The organism is Cystobacter fuscus, assembly GCF_044360685.1.
In the GTDB taxonomy this organism is placed as follows: domain Bacteria; phylum Myxococcota; class Myxococcia; order Myxococcales; family Myxococcaceae; genus Cystobacter; species Cystobacter fuscus_C.
In genome coordinates, this window is the sequence record NZ_CP043491.1 from 5038808 (window position 1) to 5058296 (window position 19489).

A 19489-nucleotide genomic window follows, 5' to 3' on the forward strand; every position below is an offset into this window, starting at 1 on the left:
GCCGCTGGGCTACGGGCCGGCGTGGGTCGTACCATGTGCTTGCCAGCCCCCTCAAGTTCCCGACTTTCTTGGGGTTTCACTCGTCGTCTGACTGCTCGCCGGGTGGCCTGGCACGGCGCGCGTGGCCTCCGGGTGAAGCCGCGTACGGGTGGAGCCGGAGCGCTGAATTCCTCGACTCGGAGCGAAAACATGAATTGGACGATGACGTCCGTTCACCCGCTGTGCCGCTTGCTCCGCTGGGGCCCGGATTGAAACGGGTCCATCTGGCCGAGATGGGTGAGGCTGACCTTCCACAGCTGCTCCTGCAACGTCATGTCGTGACTGGCGCGCGAGGAGGGCACGGCCTTGCATTTCTCGAAGTACTGGCCGCTGACGCCTTCGACGTCGGCTGAGCTGGCGAGATGGATGGACGTGGCCGCGCCTTGTTCGGGAGATGTCTGGAGCGGGCGGATCAGCGTGGTCTGGAAGAACCGCATGAAGCCTTTCATGTCGCGCCCCATGCCAGAAGCGACGGCACCCGGATGGAGACAGTTGACGGTGACTCCGGTGCCCTCGAGCCGCCGTGCCAGCGCGTAGGTGAACAGGACGTTGGCCAGCTTCGCTTGCGAGTAGGCGCGCATGCCTCCAAAGCGGTTCCTCCCCTGGAGATCATCGAAGTCGATGGTGCCACGCTCGTGCATGTTCGAGGCGACGTTGATGATGCGTGCCGACGCGCTGGACGTGAGCAGGGGCAGCAGGTCCAGCGTCAGCGCGACGTAGGCCAGATGGTTCAAGGCCCAGGTGCGCTCGAATCCGTCGGACGTCAGCTTCCGCTCGGTGAACCAGCTCCCCGCGTTGTTGATGAGCACATCCATGCGCTCGTTCTTCTGGCGGAACGCCTGGGCCAGCCGGTGCACCTGTGCCATCGATGACAGGTCGGCCAGGAGGAAGTCCACCCGGTCATTGCCACTCTCCCGCACGAGCCACTCGGTCGTCTCGCTGGCGCGGGTGGCGTCTCGCCCGGCGATGATCACCCGCGCTCCCTGTCGGGCCAACCCCAGCGCCGTCTCCCGGCCGATGCCAAAGGTCGCGCCGGTAATGAAGCAGGTCTTGTCGTGTAGCGGTTTCATGTCGTCAGCTCCGTTGTCTTCGGGCATGGATATGGCGGACCCGACGAGGCGGGACAACGCGCCACGAACGGGCATCATCTGCTAGGAATTGATCCCAATGGACGAGCCGGTGGAGACCTCCGAACTGTTGGCGTTCACGACGACGGTCGATTCGAAGTCGCTGTCTCGCGCCGCTGCCGAGCTGGGCATTCCACGGGCCACGATCGGCCGCCGCCTCGCGCGCTTGGAGAAGCGGCTGGGAATGCGCCTCCTTCGCCGGACGACGCGCAGCCTCATGCTCACGGGCGCGGGCGAAACCTTCTACCGCCACGCACGCCTCGTGCTCGACGCCCTGCGCGAAGCGGAAGAAAGCCTCACCCGGAGAGATGATGTGCTCCGCGGCGAGCTCCGGATCTCCGTGCCGACGATCATGCCCCCGGGCTTCCATGCGATGGTCTGCGACTTCGCGCGGCGGCATCCGGACGTGCGCGTCCACGTCCATTTCTCCAACCAGTTCGTCGATCTTCGCCGGGAGGACTTCGATCTCGCGCTCCGGGTGAGCGGTGAGTTGGAACCAGGGCTCGTCACGCGCGTGCTCGTCCGCGATTCCCGTGTAGCCGTGGCCTCACCGAAGTACCTGGCGGAGAAGGGGACACCCCGCTCACCCGAGGACCTGCGTGAGCACCGCTGCCTCATGGGCTTCTCTCATGGAGTGCTCGCGCAGTCTCATTGGCCCATCGCGGGCGGCAAACTCCATGTCCAGGGCACGTTCTTCTCGAACGAGGTCACGCTGCTGCGGGAGGCCGCGCTTCAGGGATTGGGCATCGCGCTGGTTCCGCTGTTCATGGTCTGCACGCTGCTCGAAAGCGGAGCCCTCGTGCGGGTATTGCCCGGTGTGCTCGAGGCCGAGGTTCGCATCGTGATGGTGTTCCCGGAACGCGAATTCGTCCCGCCCCACGTGCGGGCGTTCGCCGACAGCGTCGCGGCGTGGGCGCGCGAGGAACTCGGCGAGACGGGAGCCGCGCTGGGGCACGATGACGCCTCCCGGGCGACCCCGCCAGCCTCTCGTCCCCTCCAGCGGAAGAAACCCAGGGCCCTCAAGAAGTAGGGCCTTGCCGCGGATGTCCCGATAGAGGGTCCAGACAAAAGAGGAGTAGACCCGAGAGGGGGCCTGGCCCAGGATGCCCCATGCTCTCGAGCTTGTTGCTGGTGGTGCTGACGCAGGTGGCCTGTACGCCCGGCGAGATGTCAGCGGTGTGCAGTTGCAAGCAGGGCATGGTGAGTGCGTGCGTGACCCTCGTGGGGAATGACGCGCGCAGGGCCGCCCAGGTGCTGGACGAGGTACATGAACTCCTGGAGCAGGCCACCTGGATGGAGGGGAAGGGTGACGAGAGAACGAAGCAGCAACTCCAGACGGCGGCGGAGTCCTTGTCCCAGACGCTGGGGTCCTCTGAGCCACCCCAATGCAAGGGCCAGAATCACCACCTCATCTCCCGGCCCATCGCCAAGGGGCTTTCAAGGCACGCCACGCTCAAGGGACTCTTTGAGCCTCGGGATCCTCGTTTCGTTTCTCGGGCCAAGGATGAGAAATCGCACTGCGGCTACCAGGAATGGCACCGCAAGGTCGACGAAGAGGTCGTTGAGTGGCTCAAGGAACATCCCAAGGCAACGCTTGAACAGTTCATGAATAAATTACGCGAGATCTATAGCCGCCCGGAGATGCAATCGAGGTTTCCCCATGGCTTCTGATGTCTCTGTGTCCCCTCATTTCTTTGTTCTGGAGGACGGAATCCTTGGGTCCCGCTTCGACACCAATGTCGACACGGTCGAGCCCATCAACCTCGCGGACGCACCACGTTGTCCGCAGTGCGGCGACATCATCGGATTACTCACTTGGCTTCCCCCCTATCGGGTCAAGCTAGAACTGTATGGGGAAGAACTCGGGGACTTCATCGATGGTGTGGGGTACGAATTGCTTGTCTCCGAGCGCTTCGTGGAGGCCTTTCGCGCCGAGGGGCTCACCGGACTGGAGGGCTTCCATCCCGTGGAGGTCGTCCGCGTGCGCCGCATGACGAAGAAGAAGCGCGAGCCGCTCACCGTGCCTTCCTACTTCGTCGTCTGGCCCTGCTTCGGCCGGGCGGCGGTGGACCTGGTACTCAACCGTGTGCGTGTCTCCTCGCCCCCCACCTGCACCGAGTGCCGTGCGACAGGCATCGACGCCACCCACGGCTTCGTCCTGGAGCCGGGCACCTGGGCCGGAGAGGACATCTTCCGCCCTCGTGGCATGCAGGGCAAGGTGGTCGTCTCCGAGCGGTTCAAGCACTTCGTCGAGCGCCACGGGCTGACGAACATGCGGCTCACGCCCACCGAGGAATTCATACGTGATCCCTCGAATCTCGGACCCGCTCCCCTGCCCACGACGTGAGCCGGGCCTCCCGCGTGAGTAGACGCTACCGCTTGCCTTGTCCCGGAGGATTCGACGGCCGGGTCGTCCCCGGCGTATTGCTCGGGTCTTTCGGATTGCGGGCACGCGAATGCTCGTCGAGCGCCTTCTGGTGCTTGGGATTGTTCGGATTGATGACGTCGGACCGATTGTCGTTGGGCTTCTTGCCGCTGTCGTTGTCTGCCATGGACTGCTCCTTGGTGGGGTCCGCTCATTGCAGGGCGGAGGTGGTGGACTGCAAGACTTCACGCATGGTGGGGCGTTGAAAGGACTTCTTGGCGAGCATCCGGGTGATGAGTTCACGGACGCCCTCTGGCGCCAGTCCCTCGAGCCGTTCGAGTGGTGGCTGTTCGAACAGATGGAAGTACATCAAGTCCTTCTGCCGCTCGGCGGCGAAGGGGAGTTCGCCGGTCAGCATCTGGAACATCAGGATCCCCAGCGCATAGACATCCGCCTTCGCATCGACGCCCTTGGAGCCGATCCACTGCTCGGGAGCCATGTAGTCGTATGTCCCGAGCCACGTGCCACCACCGGTCGAAACGGGTGCCACGAGGAGGGGACGGGCCTCCGGGGAGGCCTCCGCCGTGTGGGGAAGTGCCTTGGCGAGGCCGAGGTCGGCCAGCTTCACCTGCCAGTGGGTCCCATCCTCCCCAGCCAGTAGGACATTCGAGGGCTTCAGGTCGCGGTGAATGAGCCCACGTGCGTGCAGCCCGGCCAGCGCATCGGCCAGTTGCTCGATGAGCCGCAGCACCGCGGGTGCTGGAATGGCGCCCACCCGGGCGAGTTCCTGGTGGAGCGCCCACGGTACCCATTCGAGCACCATGTACGGGGGACCCTCGGGCAGCATGCCGCAGGTGAAGACCTTCACGAGGTGTTCGTGGGTCACTTGCTGGAGTGCTCGTCCTTCGTTGAGAAAGCGCGCGACCAGCTCCGGCTCCGAGCAGAGCTCCGGAGACAGGAGCTTCACCGCGACGCGCGAGCCGGTGCGGGAGTCCCGGGCTTCGTACACCTCGCTCATCGCTCCGGTAGCCGCATGACGGACCAGCGCGTAGTCACCAATGGACGATCCGGGTGGAAGCAGGGGCATGGCGGACTCCTGGAGGCAGCAGGGGCGCTACTTCTTCTTGGCCGAGGTGGGAACGTGGGCGTGCAGGCGATCCACCCAATGCAGCATGTCGCGGAGCTTGTCCGCGCAAGCCGGGTGCTCGGCGAGCCAGGCTTCCCGGTTGATTTCCTGTCCGGCGTCACGCAGGCGGAGGTAGCTCACGAAGGCGGTCTCCGCCTCGTTCGTGGAGCGCGGCGGCGTGGTGCTCTCCTCTCCGGGCAGCGCAAGGTATTGCTTCATCTGGGCCGTCACTCGCTCCAGTCCCCGGAACAGCAGTCCCTCGACAGAGGCCCTCGTCTTTCCCAGGCGCTTCATGATCTCGGTGACCGGCAGATGCTGAAGATGGCGCATCTGCATGGCCTGGCCTTGATCCTCTGGGAGCTGGTAGAGGCAGACGTAGAGCCAATGCCACTCTTCTTGCCGCGCGACGAGATAGCTCGGACTCTTGTCCGGGGAGGGCTGCTCCCTCGCGTCGTCGTCGTCCAGGCAACCCGGTTCCGGTGCCGCGCGTTTCTGCCGCTTCGCATCCCGGATCGACTGCTTCCGGCCATTCTCGAAGATCATCTTGAGCCAGACGAACCACTCGCCGGCGGTATTCCCCTTGAAGGAACGAAAGCCCCGCAGCACCCGCTCCCGGATTCCTTGCGAGATGTCCGAGGGCCGCTCGCCCATCCGATACCGCTGTCCACCGTGCTGACGCGCCCATTGCTCCAGCCTCTTCGAGCTGCGCTGGAGCAGTTCGCCGAGCGCGCCGTGCTCCCCGGCACGGGCGCGCTGGATCAGCTCCTCGAATGACATCTCCGACAGTGCTTTCTGGCTCATGGGTGGAACACCGGGCTGCTTCGTTGGCGGACAACACGGGGGAGGGTGCATGTGCATGGCGGTGGGCTCAGGCGATGGGAAACTGCTCCCCGAAAGCGCGCCGGAGCGGCGCGGCGTTCTGTGTTCTCCGGGCCTCCTCCAGCCACCCGCTCAGCTTCTCCAACCGTCCCAGGAACTCGCTCATCTGCTGGTGGCTCATTCGCGTCAGGACGTCATCATGCGGCTCGAAGGGAAACCTCAGGATCAGGCGTGGCGTGTACTGACCGTTCCCGTCCCGCACGGACTGGAAGCCCTGACGCATCTTGTCCACCAGGGCAGCGGTCGCCAGGAGATCGTCGTACTCGACGCCCTGGCGTGTCTGCTGCTTGACGGGTCTGAACCACTGGTGGGCGGCGACGGTGAGGCTCAGCCCCGAGGGCGCCGCACGGCCTTCCCGGGGGAAGTGTTCGTTCTTCCACCGCTTCAGGAAGCGCACGACCCGGCGGAACTGGAAGTCATCCTCGCTGTTGTCGAAGCGGCTCTGGATGGCCTGGATGAACTTCTGGCGGCCGTCGGGCTGCCACTTCCGCAGATTCGCTTGCGCGTTGTGTGGGCACAGCGCCAGATGCAGCGCTCCGTTCGGCTCGCGAGCCATGACGGCCAGATCGACGTGGTACTTGGGTTCACGGGCCTCCCGGTAGTTCACCGTGATGCAGGGGGTGCGCCATTGCACGTCCTGGGTGTGCCCGAAGAGGGCCTGGTACACCCATTCCTTGACGGAATGCGGATCCGTCGTCCGGTGGTCGAGGTCGAAGACGAGCCCGATGTCCATGTCGTAGTCGTAGTCATGGCTGCCGGGGGAGGGCTTGATGCCGGTGCCCATCGCATAGCTGCCCTGGTTGAAGAACTCGAAGGTTCTCGGGCGGAGCTTGTCGCGGAGCCGCCCGAGGAGGATGTCGCGCTTCTGGCGAAGCTCCGCGTTCTGGTCGTACTGCTTGAGTTGGATGAGCTCGTGGAACTTCCGGAACAAGGGCTGCAAGGACATGGCGTGCTCCTTCTCGAGGGGTTGGGGATTCACCGCACGGTCTGCTCGAACGCCCCCCGAAGGGAGTCGAGGATCTTCGCTCCATCGCGCTCGCGGACACCGTCGAGGAGCGCATCAATGGAGAATCCCGGCCGGGGTCCGTGCCGGTGCAGTTTGCCCTCATGGTAGACGGCGAGCTCGGGAGTCATCATCCGCTTGGGATCGAGGTCGAAGAAGATGCGCTCGCCCTGGGTCCGCAGCGAGGGCCCCGCCAGCTCCAGACTGGGACGCTGAGCGAGCACGGACAGGACGGCGTCGAGCGTGCCGCCGTGACTGCGCATATCCAGCCGCTCCAGTAGCAGGGACATCCAATACCAGATGAGATAGCGGTTGAGCCTCCGGACCTGGAGATCCCGGAGCGGAGGCCCTTCGTTGAACGCCCACATGCACTCGGTGGCCCGGTGCACCAGCGACAGGAAGAACCGGGGTGCGTTCTCCACCTGGCGCGGTGTCTCGGTGCGGGTCAGCTCATACTCGTGGAGCATGGCCCACACGTCGGCCTGGAAGTCGATCTCCTCGAGCACCCTGGGGAAGCGACCGATCTCCTGACTTGAGGTCCGTGTCAGTGTCTGGGTACCCCGGTGGGCCAGCTCGTGCAGCACGAGCATGCGCAGGGCACTGGCCCGCTCGGCCTCATCGGGCAAGCGGCTCGCGAGCCGCTCCAACCAATGGTCATCGATCCGCCACACGTTGAGGGGTGGGGCGAGCCGGAAGCTGTCCTCGACGGAGCGGGTGTCCACGTCCACCCGCGTCTTGAGCAGGGGGGTGCCATACAGAGTGGGCAGGTGCCTCCACGGAGCGCAGAACTCCAAGCGCTTCCTGGCTGACGGGAACAGTCCCTCCAACCAATCGTCCGTCGTGGGAGGCTTCCATCGCTCCGCCAGCGCCTGCATCCGCTCGAGGTCGCGCTCGAGTTTCTCGCGGTCGCGGGCGGCCCGCTCCTGCTCCTCCGGGGTGAGGGGGCGGGGCTGCGCACGGGGGGCTCTGTTCACCTCCACGGCGGGCACATGGTACGGCCCCACCTGGGCATGCCGCATGTATTGATAGGTCTGCACGGGCGGGTGCATCGTCTTGCTGATCTGCGCGCCGAGCAGGAGCGCCATCCCCGGTTGCACCGAGGCGAACAGGTGGATCCGGTGGATGCCCTGGAACCGGTTGCCCAGATCATTCAGGAGTTCGCGGAACGCCCCGGCGACGGCCTCCATCTCCTCCAGGCGGGTGAACGCGTCCTCCGACGGGTGCTCCAGGGCGAGGTCGATTTCCAGCAGCGCATCCGGAACGATCGCCCGTGTCATCTGGGGATCGACGCGGTGCGAGGTGGACACCCGGATGACGGCCTCGCCCGGCGTGCGGTCCCGCTCCAGCGGCAGGGCAGGGGGGATGAGGCGTGCGGGGGGCTTGCCGGGCTCCTCCACCCAGGCCCAGCGCCGCTGGGTATGGTGGTGGGGAATGATCACCACCCGCTGCCAGGTCTCCAGGAGGAATCCCACCAGGACGGTGAGCGGGATGGGCGCCGAGCCGAAATAGACGACCGCGTAGCCGGGGAACTTCTCGCGCAACGGCACGAACTCCCGCCGGAACCGCTCCTCGAGCGTGCGCTGGGCCGTGCTCCAATCCTGTGTCTGGAGGGCCTCCCGGGACACCTCCGCCAGGTCGAGTTCGACGTCGCGATGATGGAGCTGCCGCCAGGACTCCGGCAGCGCCTCGACCATCTGCTCGGGCGCGATGCGCAACTGCTCGGGTTGCGAGAGGAGGATGAGCCCCTTGGGACGTGGTTCGTTCATCATCCCGTAGGGATGCCATCCGTGAACTAATCATTCGTGCGGCCCGTTTTTTTTTCGCGCCCCCGGTTTCAGGGGCAGGCCAGCGCTCGGAAGCGGGGGTCCTCGGGGTCGCGGGCCACGAAGTAGTCAATCAGCCTACAGCGTTCTTCATGCGCATCCCTGGGGTCGTCGAGCAGGGACTCGAGGCCAAGCAAGCCCTCGGCCAGGACCAGCCCATAGCGCTTGTTGGGCGCCTCTCCTTCGTGAAGGGTGCGTCCGAGCCGCACGGCCTCCTGGTAGAGCGCCACCGCCCGGGGACGTGCACCCCGGTCGGCCTGGAACCGCGCGTGCTTGAAGAGGAGCCGGGCGAGCACCCAGCGGTAATAGGTGTCGCCGGGATCCTTCTCACTGATGGAACGAGCCTGTTTCTCGGCGAGCTGGAAGCCGTCCTCGGCGGCCTTCCATTCCCTGGCGGCGTGGGCGGCCTCGGCGCGAGAGCCTCGTGTCTCCACCAGCAGGCATTGATCGTACAAGTCCTGTGTGGCGGCGTTCTGCTCGAACAGGGCGATGGCCTTGTCGTAACTCTGGAGCGCCTCGGTGGGGTGGCCGTCGGCGAGTTCCAGGTCGCCGAACTCGGAGTGGCTCGTCGCGAGTGATCGGCGGTGATCCACGGGCTTGTAGTTGGAAGGCGGTGTCTGGAAGCGCTCAAGGGCTTGGCTGAAGAATTCGCGTGCCTCTTTCAGCTGTCCGAGCGCCATGGCCAGCTTGCCCCACTTGGACGCGTTCATCCCCGCTTCGAACATCAGGTCCAGGCTCTGGGGGTGGAGCTCCAGACCTCGTCGTATCGCGCTCCGCCCGTCGTCCAGGAACTGACGGGTCGCGGAGAGGGTCTCGTCATGGAAGGCGAAGTCGCTTCGCCGGTGCAGGGTCGCGATGGTGGTCCGCAGGACGTCGAGAACCTCCTGGTCGCGGCGGGGAAGTGCATCGAGCAACGCGCCGAAGTGCGTGAGCAGTTCCAGGCGGGGCTCCTGCGTATACGGCCGCCTTCCCAGCTGCCAGTCGACATCCATGACGAACGTCTTCGTGATTCCGATGAGCTTCTGGAGCGTGCTCTCGGCGCGCTGCTTTTCCCAGAGGGCCCAGACCGTGGTGGCCACGAGGGCCATGCCCAACACCAGCCGGAGCAGTGAACGCCGCCGGTCGAAACGCCGCGCGGTTTCCAGGAAGCGAGCCGCCCGCTCACTGGTCGTGCGCACCGGGGGACCCCGTGGAGAGGGCGCGCGGGCCGACTCGAGGTAGTGCTCGAGCAGACTCCCGGTGGGCAGGTCGCTGCGTGGACAGCGCGCCTCTTCCCAGGACTGGGCGGTGAACTCCAGGTCCGTGAGACGCTCCAGTCTCGTGCGCTCCGATTCGATCCACTTCGCGATGGAAGGCATCTGTTGGAGCAGGGTGTCGTGGATCAACTCGAGCCGCTGTGTGGAGGGCTCCGGTCCGCCCGAGACGATGACGAGTCGAAGGGCCCGATCCACGGAGCCGCCAGGGGCGGCGCGCATTCCGGACAGCCGCGACAACACCTCCTCGGCCAGGGCACCGCCGCCCGCCGCGGCGAGCACTTCCTGCCGGGGACGGGTGCGGCGGAGGGTGGGCAATCCCTTGCTGACCTGCACGAGCGAGAGCACCATCCATTTGGCACACTCGAGCCTGGGAGGCCCCAGCTCCTCGAGCAGCTCCTCGGCCCGCCGGGCCAGCGAACCTCTCACGCCCCCCAGCTGGGCATAGCGCTCATGGGTGAGAACCTCGCTTCCTTGCAGTGCCCGGAGCTCCTGGAGGGTATGGGCGAGCAGGGGGAGTGGGTTGCCCTCGCTGGCCGTCTCCCGGACCATCTGCTCCGGCAGACCTTTCGAGAGCCGCAATCCCGCGCGCCAGGCCATCTCCTCGATGACCCGGACCAGCGCCTCTCCCTCCATGGGGCGCAGGCTGTAGCGCCTGGCGTCGTTGAGCTGGCGGGAGAGGCGTGGCAGTTGCTCCAAGCGGTCGCTGAACTCAACGCGCAGCGTCGTGAGCAGCCGCAAGCGCCCGTCGGGCACGGCGAGCGCGGTGGACAGCCGCTCATCCAGCCACTGCCGCTCGGCCTCGTCGAGCGTGAAGAAGTCCTCCAATGGATCGATCACCACCAACACCAGGCATCCGGGAGGAGTCTGTTCCTCCAGTTGGGCGGGGAGTGCTTCGCGCATCCCTGAAGGACGCACGTGGACCACCCGCCAACGAGGCGTTCCCCGCGACGGATGCGCCTTCATCCGGGGAAGCAGCCCGGCCTGGAGCAGCGAGGATTTGCCGACGCCACTGAGTCCCTCGACCTGGACCCAGCGGTGACGGCCCGCCCGGGAGGACTCGAGCCACTCCAGCAAGGTGTCCACCTCCGCCCGCCGGCCGAGGAACAGGCCGCTCTGGGCTTCCGTGAAGGCCGCGAGTCCGGGAAGGAGCTTCTCCCCCTCGTCCCAGCGGTGGCCGAGCCGCTCCAGACAGAGCGCCATCCCGGGCCGTTCCCGTGGATCCTTGGCGAGCATGGAGGCGATGAAGGTGGAGAGCGTCGGCGGAAGGTCCGGCACGAGCTCCCAGAGCGGGGGCGGTTGCTCCTTCCGGTGCTGGTTCACCAGTTCGTAGGTATTGGTCGACTCGAAGGGCGCTCTTCCCGCCAGCAGTTCGAAGAGCAGGACTCCCAACGCATAGACGTCCACCTTGCCATCGGCTCGCGATGGGTCCAGCAACTGCTCCGGGGCCATGTACCTGAAGGTGCCGAGAGGCCGCTCGAGATCCTGGGTCTGCAGCTGGGTATCGAACCGCGGCCCCTCCTCCGGTGGCACCTTCGCGATGCCGAAATCCAGCAGCTTGAGCTGGTAACCCCAGGGGTCGCGCTCGTCGGGACACAGGAAGATGTTCTCGGGCTTCAGATCCCGGTGGACGATGCCCTCGGCGTGCACGTCGGCCATCACCTCGGCGATGCGCCGGCCGAGCTCCAGGGCCTCGTCTCGGGGGATTCCCGGCACGCGGTTCATCCGCTCGCGCAAGGAGCCGCCCGGGAGCAGCTCCATGGCGAGGTAGACGGTGCCGTCCCGGAGTCGCTCACAGGCCAGGACCTGGACGACGCCCGCGTGCCGGAGCCGCGCTAGGAGCTTGTCGGCGAATCGGCTAGGAGCACGTCCGAGCGTAGCAGGCACCAGGAGGTGCCTGTCTCCGCGGCTCGACGGGCGTGGGGCCCGCCCGTCAGGCGGGCTGCGCCACCAGCACGGGCAACTGCCTGCCCTTGCGCCACAGCTTCTTGAGGTTGTGCACTGCGCACGCCAGGGAGAATTCTCCGCTTACCTTGTGCAGACCCCGCAGAGAGAAGCGCGGCAGCGTCCCATTCTTCACCTGCCCGATGACGGGCTCGGCCGTCACCTTGCGTCGGGCATAGGCCGCACGGCCTCGCTTCGTCAGCAGCTTGCGCTGCATCCGCCCCTTGAAGCTCAAGTCCTTGGGCGGGCGTCCGCGGGGTGCCGCTTCTGGCTCCTGTCCGTGCTTGGAGCGGCCCGTGGCGACAAAGCACTCCACTGCCTGGGCCTGCACCTTCTCTATGTCTTCCTGGCACAAGTAGCCCGAGTCCGCGCTCAACTGCACGGGCAACAGCCCCGTGTTGTCGCGCGTCTGCTCCACCATCGGCTCGAGCTGCCGCGCATCGTTGCCGCTCTGCCCACCTGCTGCGCCACTATCAATTGGCTGTCCGCGTCCACCGCCACCTGCGCGTTGTAGGACTGCTGGAAGCTGCCTGCCCGGGGCATGATTCTGGAGTCCGGGTCGGTGAAATTGCGCTGCGCCTTCTCGCCAGGCCTGGCCTCCTCGGGGTTTTCTCCCCGGGCCTCGGCCTTCTCCCGGGCCTCCTTCTCCAAGTCCTTCTTGGCCTGGCCAATCTTCTCCCGGCGCTTCTTCTTCTGCGCCGCCAGCTCGCGCTTCTTCTCCGCCTCCAGCTGACGTGCCGCCTGCCGCAGACGCTCGGCCCGCTTCTCTGGATTCTTCAGCTCCTCGGGCAGCTCGTCCCCGCGCCTGCCCTTGCCGTAGCGCTTGTCCTCCTCGGCATCCAGTGCCGCGGCCTGCTCCAATAGCCTGTCAATCTGCTCGTCCAGCTTCTTCATGGCCTCCTCCATGCGTCCGTAGCTCATGGCCTTGTGCTTGCTGGCATTGGCTTTCACCTTCGTGCCGTCCACCGACACATGCCCCAGCTTCTTGAGCCCCGAGCCGCGCGCCAGTCTCAGCGTGTCCACGAAGAGCGCGCGGAAGGCTTCCAGGTGCCTCACCCGGAAGGCGCAGACCGTGTCATGGTCGGGCCTCCCTCCTCCCGTCAGATAGCGGAAGGCGATGTCCGTCTCGCACCGCCTCTCAATCTCCCGGCTGCTCGTAATGCCTCGTGCGTACGCGTACATGAGCAGCAGCGCCATCATCACCGGGTGGTAGGCCGGCTGGCCGCACTCCTTCGTGTACGCACTCAGGATGGGGCTGAAGTCGAGCGCCTTGCGCAGCTCGACGAAGAAGCTCGCCAGGTGTCCTTCTCCCAGCACCTCCCGCGCATACTGCGGCAGCAACTGCCCCTGCTCCGGTTGCCACTCCCGGAACGGCCTCGGCGAGCTGAACCGGGCGGAGCTCTTCGTCTCCTCCCGCCTCGGCTTCTCCTTGGTGGCTACTTCCAACAGCGCGGCCTGCTCCGGCTTCTTCGTCGACGGGGTGCTCACCCTCCACCTTCAACCAGAACTCGCCTCCCCTCTGAAGGACCACCTGGGGCATCACCCCTCCGGCCCACCCTCTACGGTGGGATTCTCCGACAAGCTCCTAGGGCCTTGCCCTCTTGGAGGAAGCGCGCGACGAGCTGGGGATTCGCGGCCGTTTCGGGCAGGAGGAGCTTGAGGGCGACTTCCTGCTGGAGGTGTTCGTGGACGGCGGAGAAGACCTGCCCCATTCCGCCCGTGCCCAACAGATGCCGCACCCGATAGGGGCCCACGAGGGTTCCAATACGCTCCATGCGGCTTGTATATCCCGGACCCGCGGTGCGCCCTCGTGGAGCGCTCGGGTTGCCTCGGAGTGAAGGCCGTGCGCACCCGTGTCCTCGAGGACAGGTACGTCACCGCCCGCCTCGAACGCCCCTGCGGTAGGATCCCGTCTCACCTACTCGGCATGCTGACCATTCCAGGCTACACCCTTCGAGGGGCTTTCAGGTCCACGGGCACCAACCGGCTCTTCCACGCGGTGAGTGATGCCGATGGCACGTCCCTCGTCCTCAAGACACCCCTGTCTTCCGGGCCGGACCCGCAGGCGCTCGAGCGCTACCGGCGTGAGTTCGACATCCTCCAGCGGCTGCGCGACGTGCGCGGCGTCTCGCGTGCACTGGGCTGCGAGGTGCTCCAGGAGCGTCCGGTGCTCCTCTTCGAGGCGGTGGAGGGCGAGCCCCTGTCCACGCTCGTCGGCCGCCCCTTCGAGGTGCTCCGGGCCCTGGAGCTGGCCCTCTCCCTGGTGTCCACCCTGGCGGAGGTCCATCGCCATGGCGTCATCCACAAGGACATCAAGCCCGCCAACATCGTCGTCACGCCGTCCGGGGACGCCCGCCTCGTCGACTTCGGCGCCGCCACCTTCCAGCTCGTCGAGCACGTGGAGGCCGCTCCCGCCACGTTCATCGAGGGCACCCTGGCGTACATGTCTCCGGAGCAGACCGGGCGCATGAACCGCGCGGTGGACCACCGCTCCGATTTCTACTCGCTGGGCGTCACCCTCTATGAAGTGCTCACGGGCAGCCGCCCCTTCCAGGCGCGTGACGCGCTCGAGTGGTTCCATGCCCACATGGCCCAGGCACCCCAGCCCCCGCTGGAGCGCGTGCCGGACCTGCCCGCCGTGCTGTCCGCCATCGTCCTCAAGCTCATGGCCAAGGTCGCCGAGGAGCGCTACCAGAGCGCCGAGGGGCTCGCGGCGGACCTCGCGCGGTGCAAGGACTCTCTCCTGCGCGGCGTGCACGAGGACTTCCCCCTGGGCGAGCACGACCACCCCACGCACTTCCAGCTCCCCCAGCGCCTCTACGGGCGCGGCTCCGAGGCCGCCGCCCTGCTCCAGGGGTTCGAGCGCGTGGCCCAGAGCGGACGGCCCGAGCTGTTCCTCGTCCGGGGCTACTCCGGCATCGGCAAGTCCGCCGTGGTGCACGAGCTGCACCGGCCCGTGGTGCGCCAGCGCGGCTTCTTCCTCAACGGCAAGTTCGATCAGCTCCAGCGCGACATCCCCTACGTCACCCTGGCCCAGGCCATCCGCGGCCTGACGCAACAGCTCCTCGCGAGCAGCGACGAGGAGCTCGCACGTTGGAGCGCGCGGCTCAACGAGGCATGGGAGGGGCAGGGCCAGGTTCTCGTGGACGTGGTGCCCCAGCTCGAGCTCGTCGCCGGCAAGCAGCCCTCCGTCGGCGAGCTGCCTCCCGCCGAGGCCCGGCACCGCTTCCAGCTCGTCCTGCGCAAGTTCCTCGGCGTGTTCGCCACGCCCGAGCACCCCCTCGTCCTCTTCCTGGATGACCTGCAGTGGGCGGACCTGGCCAGCCTCCAACTCCTCCAGCAACTGCTCACCCATCCGGAGACGCCTCCAGTGCTGCTCATCGGCGCCTACCGCGACAACGAGGTGGACGCCTCGCACGTGCTCGCGCAGACGGTGGACGGGCTGCGCGCGGCCGGGGCGCGGATGACCGAGCTGCACCTCGAGCCGTTGACGCTCGAGGAGGTGCGGCGCTTCGTCGCGGACGCGCTGCCGGGCGCGGGGGACGAGGTGCTCGAGTCGCTGCCGGTGCTGGCGCTCGAGAAGACCGGCGGCAATCCCTTCTTCCTGCAGCAGTTCCTGCTGACGCTCCACCAGGACGGGCTCCTGGTGCGTCTGCCCAAGGGCCCGTGGCGCTGGGACGCCGCCGCCAGCCGCGCCCGGGGCTACTCCGACAACGTCGTCGACTTCATGGCCGGCAAGCTGCGCCAGCTTCCCCTGGGCACGCAGCACCTGCTGCGGCTCGCGGCCTGCGTGGGCAACGCCTTCTCCCTGGAGCTGCTCCGCCTCATCTCCCACATGGAGGAGTCCTCCGAGGTGTCCCGGGGCCTGGAGCCCGCGCTCCAGGAGGGCATGCTGATGCGGACCGGATCGGGCGAGCAGTTCCGCTTCCTTCATGATCGCATCCAACAGGCGGCCCAGGCCCTCATCCCCGAGCCGCAGCGCAAGGCCGTGCACCTGCGCATCGGCCGCCTCCTGCTCGATCGTCTGCCGCCCGAGACGGTGCAGGATCAGCTCTTCGACATCGTGAGCCACCTGAACGCCGGGATGGAGCTCATCGACGAGCCGGCGGAGCGCCTGCGCCTGGCGCGGCTCAACGCCAAGGCGGGACGCAACGCCAAGGCCACCACCGCGTTCCGCTCGGCCGCGACCTACCTCGCCACTGCCTACCGGTTGATTCCGGGAGACCCGTGGGAGGCGGATCCCGCGCTGACCTTCCGGATCCAGCTCGATCGGGCCACCTGTGAGTTCATGAGCGGCAAGGCCGCCGAGGCCCGCCGTCTGGTGGAGGAGCTGCTGCCCCAGGCCCGGACGCGCACGGACACCGCGGCGGTCTACCGCCTGAAGAGCAGCATCCATGTGGCCGCCAGTGAGATCTCCGCGGCCATCGCCTGTCTGGTGGAGTGCCTCGCGCAGATGGGCATTCCCATGTCCGCGAGCCCCTCGTGGGACGAGGTCCTGGCCGCCAACGCGGAGGTCTGGGCGTTGATGGAAGGGCGGTCCATCGAGAGCCTGATCGAGCTGCCGCGCATGACGGACCCGGACATCGAGGCGGCGATGAGCGTGCTGGGCGCCATGTTCGCGCCCGCGTACTTCACCAACACGAACCTGCTCATCGTCAACCTGTGCCGGATGGTCTGTCTGAGCATCCACCACGGGCTCAACGGTTCGGCCGCGCAGGGGTATGGCTGGTACGGCCTGGTGCTGGGCTCCATCTTCAAGCGCTACCAGGAGGGCCATGCCTTCGGCCGGCTCGCCGCGGCCATCGTCGAGCGGCATGCGCTCTCCACCTTTCGCGGCAAGATCCTCTACATCCAGGGCACCCTCAACGACTGGACCCAGCCCCTTGGCAACTCCCTGGAGTTCATGCGCAGGGGCTTCCATCACGCGCTCCAGGCGAGTGATCTGCTGATCGCCAGCTACTGCTGCACCCACATCAGCGCGGTGCGGCTCATGCTGGGGCACCACCTGGAAGAGGTGGACCAGGAGTCGGTCATCCGCCTGGCCTTCGTGCGCAAGGCGAGCTTCCCGGACGTGCAGTCCATCGTGCATCACGTCCAGCGCTACGTGCGGCAGTTGCGCGGTGTCTCCACGTTCGGCTCGCTGACGGGGGAGGACTTCGACGAGGCCACCTTCGAGGCCGGGCTGACGCCCGCGCGCATGAGCACCATGCGCTTCTGGTACTGGAGCTTCAAGATGCAGGCGCGCTTCCTCGCGGGCGCCTGGGCCGAGGCACTCGAGGCGGGCAACCGGGCCGCCGAGCTGGCCTGGGCGTCGTTCTGTCAGATCCAGGTCCTCGACTTCCATCTCTTCCATGCCCTGAGCCTGGCGGCCTGCCACGCGAAGATGACTCCGGAGCAGCGCTCGGGGGCGAAGCAGACCCTGCTCCAGCATCATCAACAGCTCGCCGAGTGGGCCGCCAACCAGCCCGGGACCTTCCGGGCCCCGGAGCGGATGGTCTTCGCGGAGCTGGCCCGCATCGAGGATCGGGAGGGCGAGGCCCTGCGCGCCTACGAGGAGGCGCACGACTCCGCGCGCACGCACGGCTTCATCCAGCAGGTCGCCCTGGCGTGCGAGCTCGCCGCCCGCTTCTGGTACGAGCGGAAGTTGAAGACGCTCGGGGACTCCTATGCGCGCCAGGCTCGGGACGCATGGGCGCGCTGGGGTGCGCAGGGCAAGGTCCAGCACCTGGAGGCCCAGTGGCCCCACCTGGCCTCCTCGCCGGCGGCCTCCGAGCGCGTCGCGGAAACGGACTCCACGAAGATCGACGCGCTCACCCTGGTCAAGGCCCAGCAGGCCGTCTCGGGGGAGATCGTCCTCGAGCGGCTGGCGGCCACGCTGCTGCGAGCGGCCATCGAGAACGCCGGAGCCCAGCGCGGCGCCCTGTTGCTGCCGCATGGCGACAAGCTCTCGGTGGTCTCCGTGGTGGGCCCGTCCCCCCAGGACGCCGCCGGAGCGGATGAATCCCGGCTGCCCTGGAGCCTCATCGCGTATACCCGGCGCACCCGCGAGCACGTGCTCATCGGGGATGTCTCTCAGCCGCATCCCTTCTCGTCGGATCCCTGGCTCGAGCAGGGCGGGGCCCGCTCGGTGCTCTGCCTGCCCCTGTTGCGCCAGGAGGCGTTCCGCGGCGTGCTGTACCTGGAGAACGGGCTGGCCACCAATGCCTTCACGCCCTCGCGCCTGGCGCTGCTCGGGCACCTGGCCTCCCAGGCGGCCATCTCCATCGAGAACGCCCGGCTCTACGCCGAGGTGCAGCGGGCGGAGGCGGCGCTGCGTACGGCCAATGACGAGCTGGAGAAGCGCGTGGAGGAGCGCACGCACGAGCTGAAGCAGGCCCAGGCACGGCTGGTGGGCGCCGCGCGCGCGGTGGGGATGGCGGAGGTGGCCGCCAACGTGCTGCACAACGTGGGCAACGTGCTCACCAGCGCCGTCGTCAACCTGCAGAGCATGACCGAGACGGTGAATGTCTCGCGCCTGGGCCGGCTCAAGCAGATCTCCACCCTGATCGAGGAGCACCAGGGGGACCTGGCGGACTTCCTCACCCGGGATCCACGCGGCCTGCAACTGCCGGCCTATTTCTCCGCGCTGGGCAACGAGCTGCTGCGCGAGCAGAGAACGCTCCAGGACAGCATGGGCGCCATGGCCAAGCACCTCGAGCACATCCGGGTCATCGTCCAGGTGCAGCAGAACTACTCCCACGGCACCCTGCTCACCGAGGAGTGTGAGCTGTCGCAGCTCGTCGACGACGCGCTGAGCATCCAGTTGCCCTCGCTGCAGCACCACGGGGTTTCCGTCACCCAGGAGCTCGTCAGGCTTCCCCGGGTGCGGTTGGACAAGCACAAGGTGTTGCAGATCCTCGTCAACCTCATCAGCAACGCGAAGAACGCCATGGACAGCCTGCCCGAGGGGCGGCGGCACCTGCGCGTGCGGCTCTGGGCCCGGGACGACATGGCCTGCATCCAGGTGGTGGACACCGGCATGGGCTTCACGCCGGAGATCCGCGAGCGACTCTTCGCCCAGGGCTTCACCACGAGGGAAGGGGGGCACGGCCTGGGCCTGCACTCCAGCGCCCTGGCGGCGAAGTTGTTGGGAGGCCGGCTCACCCTGGAGAGCGACGGGCCAGGCCTGGGCGCCACGGCCACCTTGGAGTTGCCCCTGGGGTGAGCATGGGTCTGGTGCTTCATCGTCTCGTGATTACCGTTTTCATAGGCCGGTCTCCTCCAAACTCATCACCAAGAGTTCGAAATAAGAGGAGCCCTCATGACAAGGTACTACAAGCTATCCGACGATGTGGCTGTTCCTGGTCGATGGGAGTTGGGCAAACTCAGTGATGAGCGTGGAGACGAAGTCTGGCCCGCTCTGCTCATGAGGGGGGGAGCCTGCCGAGATAGAAGGGCGCATCCGGGCTCCTGTGAAGCTAGCGGGTCAACCGCTCGACTTTTCCCAAGCGGCGTTTGGCATCCCTATTGTCCATGTCAGGGTTGAATCTGTATTCATTGAACTAGCCAAAAATGATGTGCAGTTCTTTCCGGTGGAGATCGAGGGCTGTTCCGATCAGTACCGTATCCTCAACGTCACCCGTGTGGTGAAGTGCATCGACGATCACGCTTCCGAGGAGGTGCGATATTGGAAGCCAGAAGATGGGAGGCCAGAGAAGACCGGACAGTACCGGGCCGTGTACGGCCTGCGTATCGCCCCCTCGAAGGTAGATGACGCCAAAGTATTCCGCACGTGGGGATGGACGGTGGCCCTCATTGTCTCCGAGCAACTCAAGGATGCACTGGAGAGCGTCGGGGCCACGGGGACGAAGTTCAAGGAGGTATAGCCAATCCTCGTGAGGATCGGCGGTGGGGTGAATCGCCGACACCTCTCTTCTCTTCCATTCACCCT

15 protein-coding genes are annotated in these 19489 nt (G+C 66.7%); 5 read left to right on the forward strand and 10 right to left on the reverse strand.

The window, feature by feature from the left end; translation table 11 throughout:
* Positions 1-212: 212 nt before the first annotated feature.
* Positions 213-1109: an SDR family oxidoreductase gene (locus tag F0U63_RS20780; RefSeq protein ID WP_395847649.1), complete on the reverse strand. Its 897-nt coding sequence runs from the start codon at positions 1107-1109 to the stop codon at positions 213-215.
* Between the two features lie 97 nt (positions 1110-1206).
* Here F0U63_RS20780 and F0U63_RS20785 point away from each other — a divergent pair, with 97 nt between their 5' ends.
* The 3 genes from F0U63_RS20785 to F0U63_RS20795 all read left to right on the forward strand — a co-directional run bounded on the left by F0U63_RS20785 (position 1207) and on the right by F0U63_RS20795 (position 3513).
* The gene (locus tag F0U63_RS20785; RefSeq protein WP_395847650.1) at positions 1207-2196 is read left to right on the forward strand and encodes a LysR family transcriptional regulator; all 990 of its coding nucleotides are present in this window, start codon (positions 1207-1209) and stop codon (positions 2194-2196) included.
* 80 nt (positions 2197-2276) lie between these two features.
* The gene (locus F0U63_RS20790; protein ID WP_395847651.1) at positions 2277-2837 is read left to right on the forward strand and encodes a Wall-associated protein precursor; all 561 of its coding nucleotides are present in this window, start codon (positions 2277-2279) and stop codon (positions 2835-2837) included.
* A gap of 223 nt (positions 2838-3060) precedes the next feature.
* Entirely contained in the window at positions 3061-3513 is a 453-nt protein-coding gene (locus F0U63_RS20795) for a hypothetical protein (protein WP_395847652.1), read from the forward strand.
* Positions 3514-3538: 25 nt separating this feature from the next.
* On the opposite strand, the gene F0U63_RS20800 is transcribed toward F0U63_RS20795, so the two are convergent.
* The 9 genes from F0U63_RS20800 to F0U63_RS20840 all read right to left on the reverse strand — a co-directional run bounded on the left by F0U63_RS20800 (position 3539) and on the right by F0U63_RS20840 (position 13334).
* Positions 3539-3718: a hypothetical protein gene (locus tag F0U63_RS20800; protein ID WP_395847653.1), complete on the reverse strand. Its 180-nt coding sequence runs from the start codon at positions 3716-3718 to the stop codon at positions 3539-3541.
* A 24-nt stretch (positions 3719-3742) separates the two neighbouring features.
* Positions 3743-4618, reverse strand: a complete 876-nt coding sequence (locus F0U63_RS20805; protein WP_395847654.1) for a serine/threonine-protein kinase — start codon at positions 4616-4618, stop codon at positions 3743-3745.
* 27 nt (positions 4619-4645) lie between these two features.
* On the reverse strand, positions 4646-5458 hold the full coding sequence (locus tag F0U63_RS20810) for a sigma-70 family RNA polymerase sigma factor (protein WP_395847655.1): 813 nt from the start codon (positions 5456-5458) through the stop codon (positions 4646-4648).
* A gap of 67 nt (positions 5459-5525) precedes the next feature.
* Positions 5526-6482, reverse strand: coding sequence for a nucleotidyltransferase (locus F0U63_RS20815; protein ID WP_395847656.1), 957 nt, complete (start codon positions 6480-6482; stop codon positions 5526-5528).
* A gap of 29 nt (positions 6483-6511) precedes the next feature.
* Positions 6512-8308: an SAVED domain-containing protein gene (locus tag F0U63_RS20820; protein ID WP_395847657.1), complete on the reverse strand. Its 1797-nt coding sequence runs from the start codon at positions 8306-8308 to the stop codon at positions 6512-6514.
* A 65-nt stretch (positions 8309-8373) separates the two neighbouring features.
* Positions 8374-11502, reverse strand: a complete 3129-nt coding sequence (locus tag F0U63_RS20825) for a protein kinase (RefSeq protein WP_395847658.1) — start codon at positions 11500-11502, stop codon at positions 8374-8376.
* A 46-nt stretch (positions 11503-11548) separates the two neighbouring features.
* On the reverse strand, positions 11549-11980 hold the full coding sequence (locus tag F0U63_RS20830; protein ID WP_395847659.1) for a transposase: 432 nt from the start codon (positions 11978-11980) through the stop codon (positions 11549-11551).
* On the reverse strand, positions 11932-13047 hold the full coding sequence (locus tag F0U63_RS20835; RefSeq protein WP_395847660.1) for a transposase: 1116 nt from the start codon (positions 13045-13047) through the stop codon (positions 11932-11934). Before F0U63_RS20835 ends, F0U63_RS20830 begins: the two co-directional genes overlap by 49 nt.
* 71 nt (positions 13048-13118) lie before the next feature.
* Complete coding sequence (locus tag F0U63_RS20840; RefSeq protein WP_395847661.1) at positions 13119-13334, reverse strand: hypothetical protein; 216 nt, start codon at positions 13332-13334, stop codon at positions 13119-13121.
* Positions 13335-13486: 152 nt separating this feature from the next.
* On the opposite strand from F0U63_RS20840, the gene F0U63_RS20845 reads away from it, so the two are divergent.
* A complete protein-coding gene (locus tag F0U63_RS20845; RefSeq protein WP_395847662.1) occupies positions 13487-18763 on the forward strand; it encodes an AAA family ATPase in 5277 nt (1758 codons plus the stop codon).
* Between the two features lie 247 nt (positions 18764-19010).
* Entirely contained in the window at positions 19011-19424 is a 414-nt protein-coding gene (locus F0U63_RS20850) for an imm11 family protein (RefSeq protein WP_395847663.1), read from the forward strand.
* Positions 19425-19489: the final 65 nt, after the last annotated feature.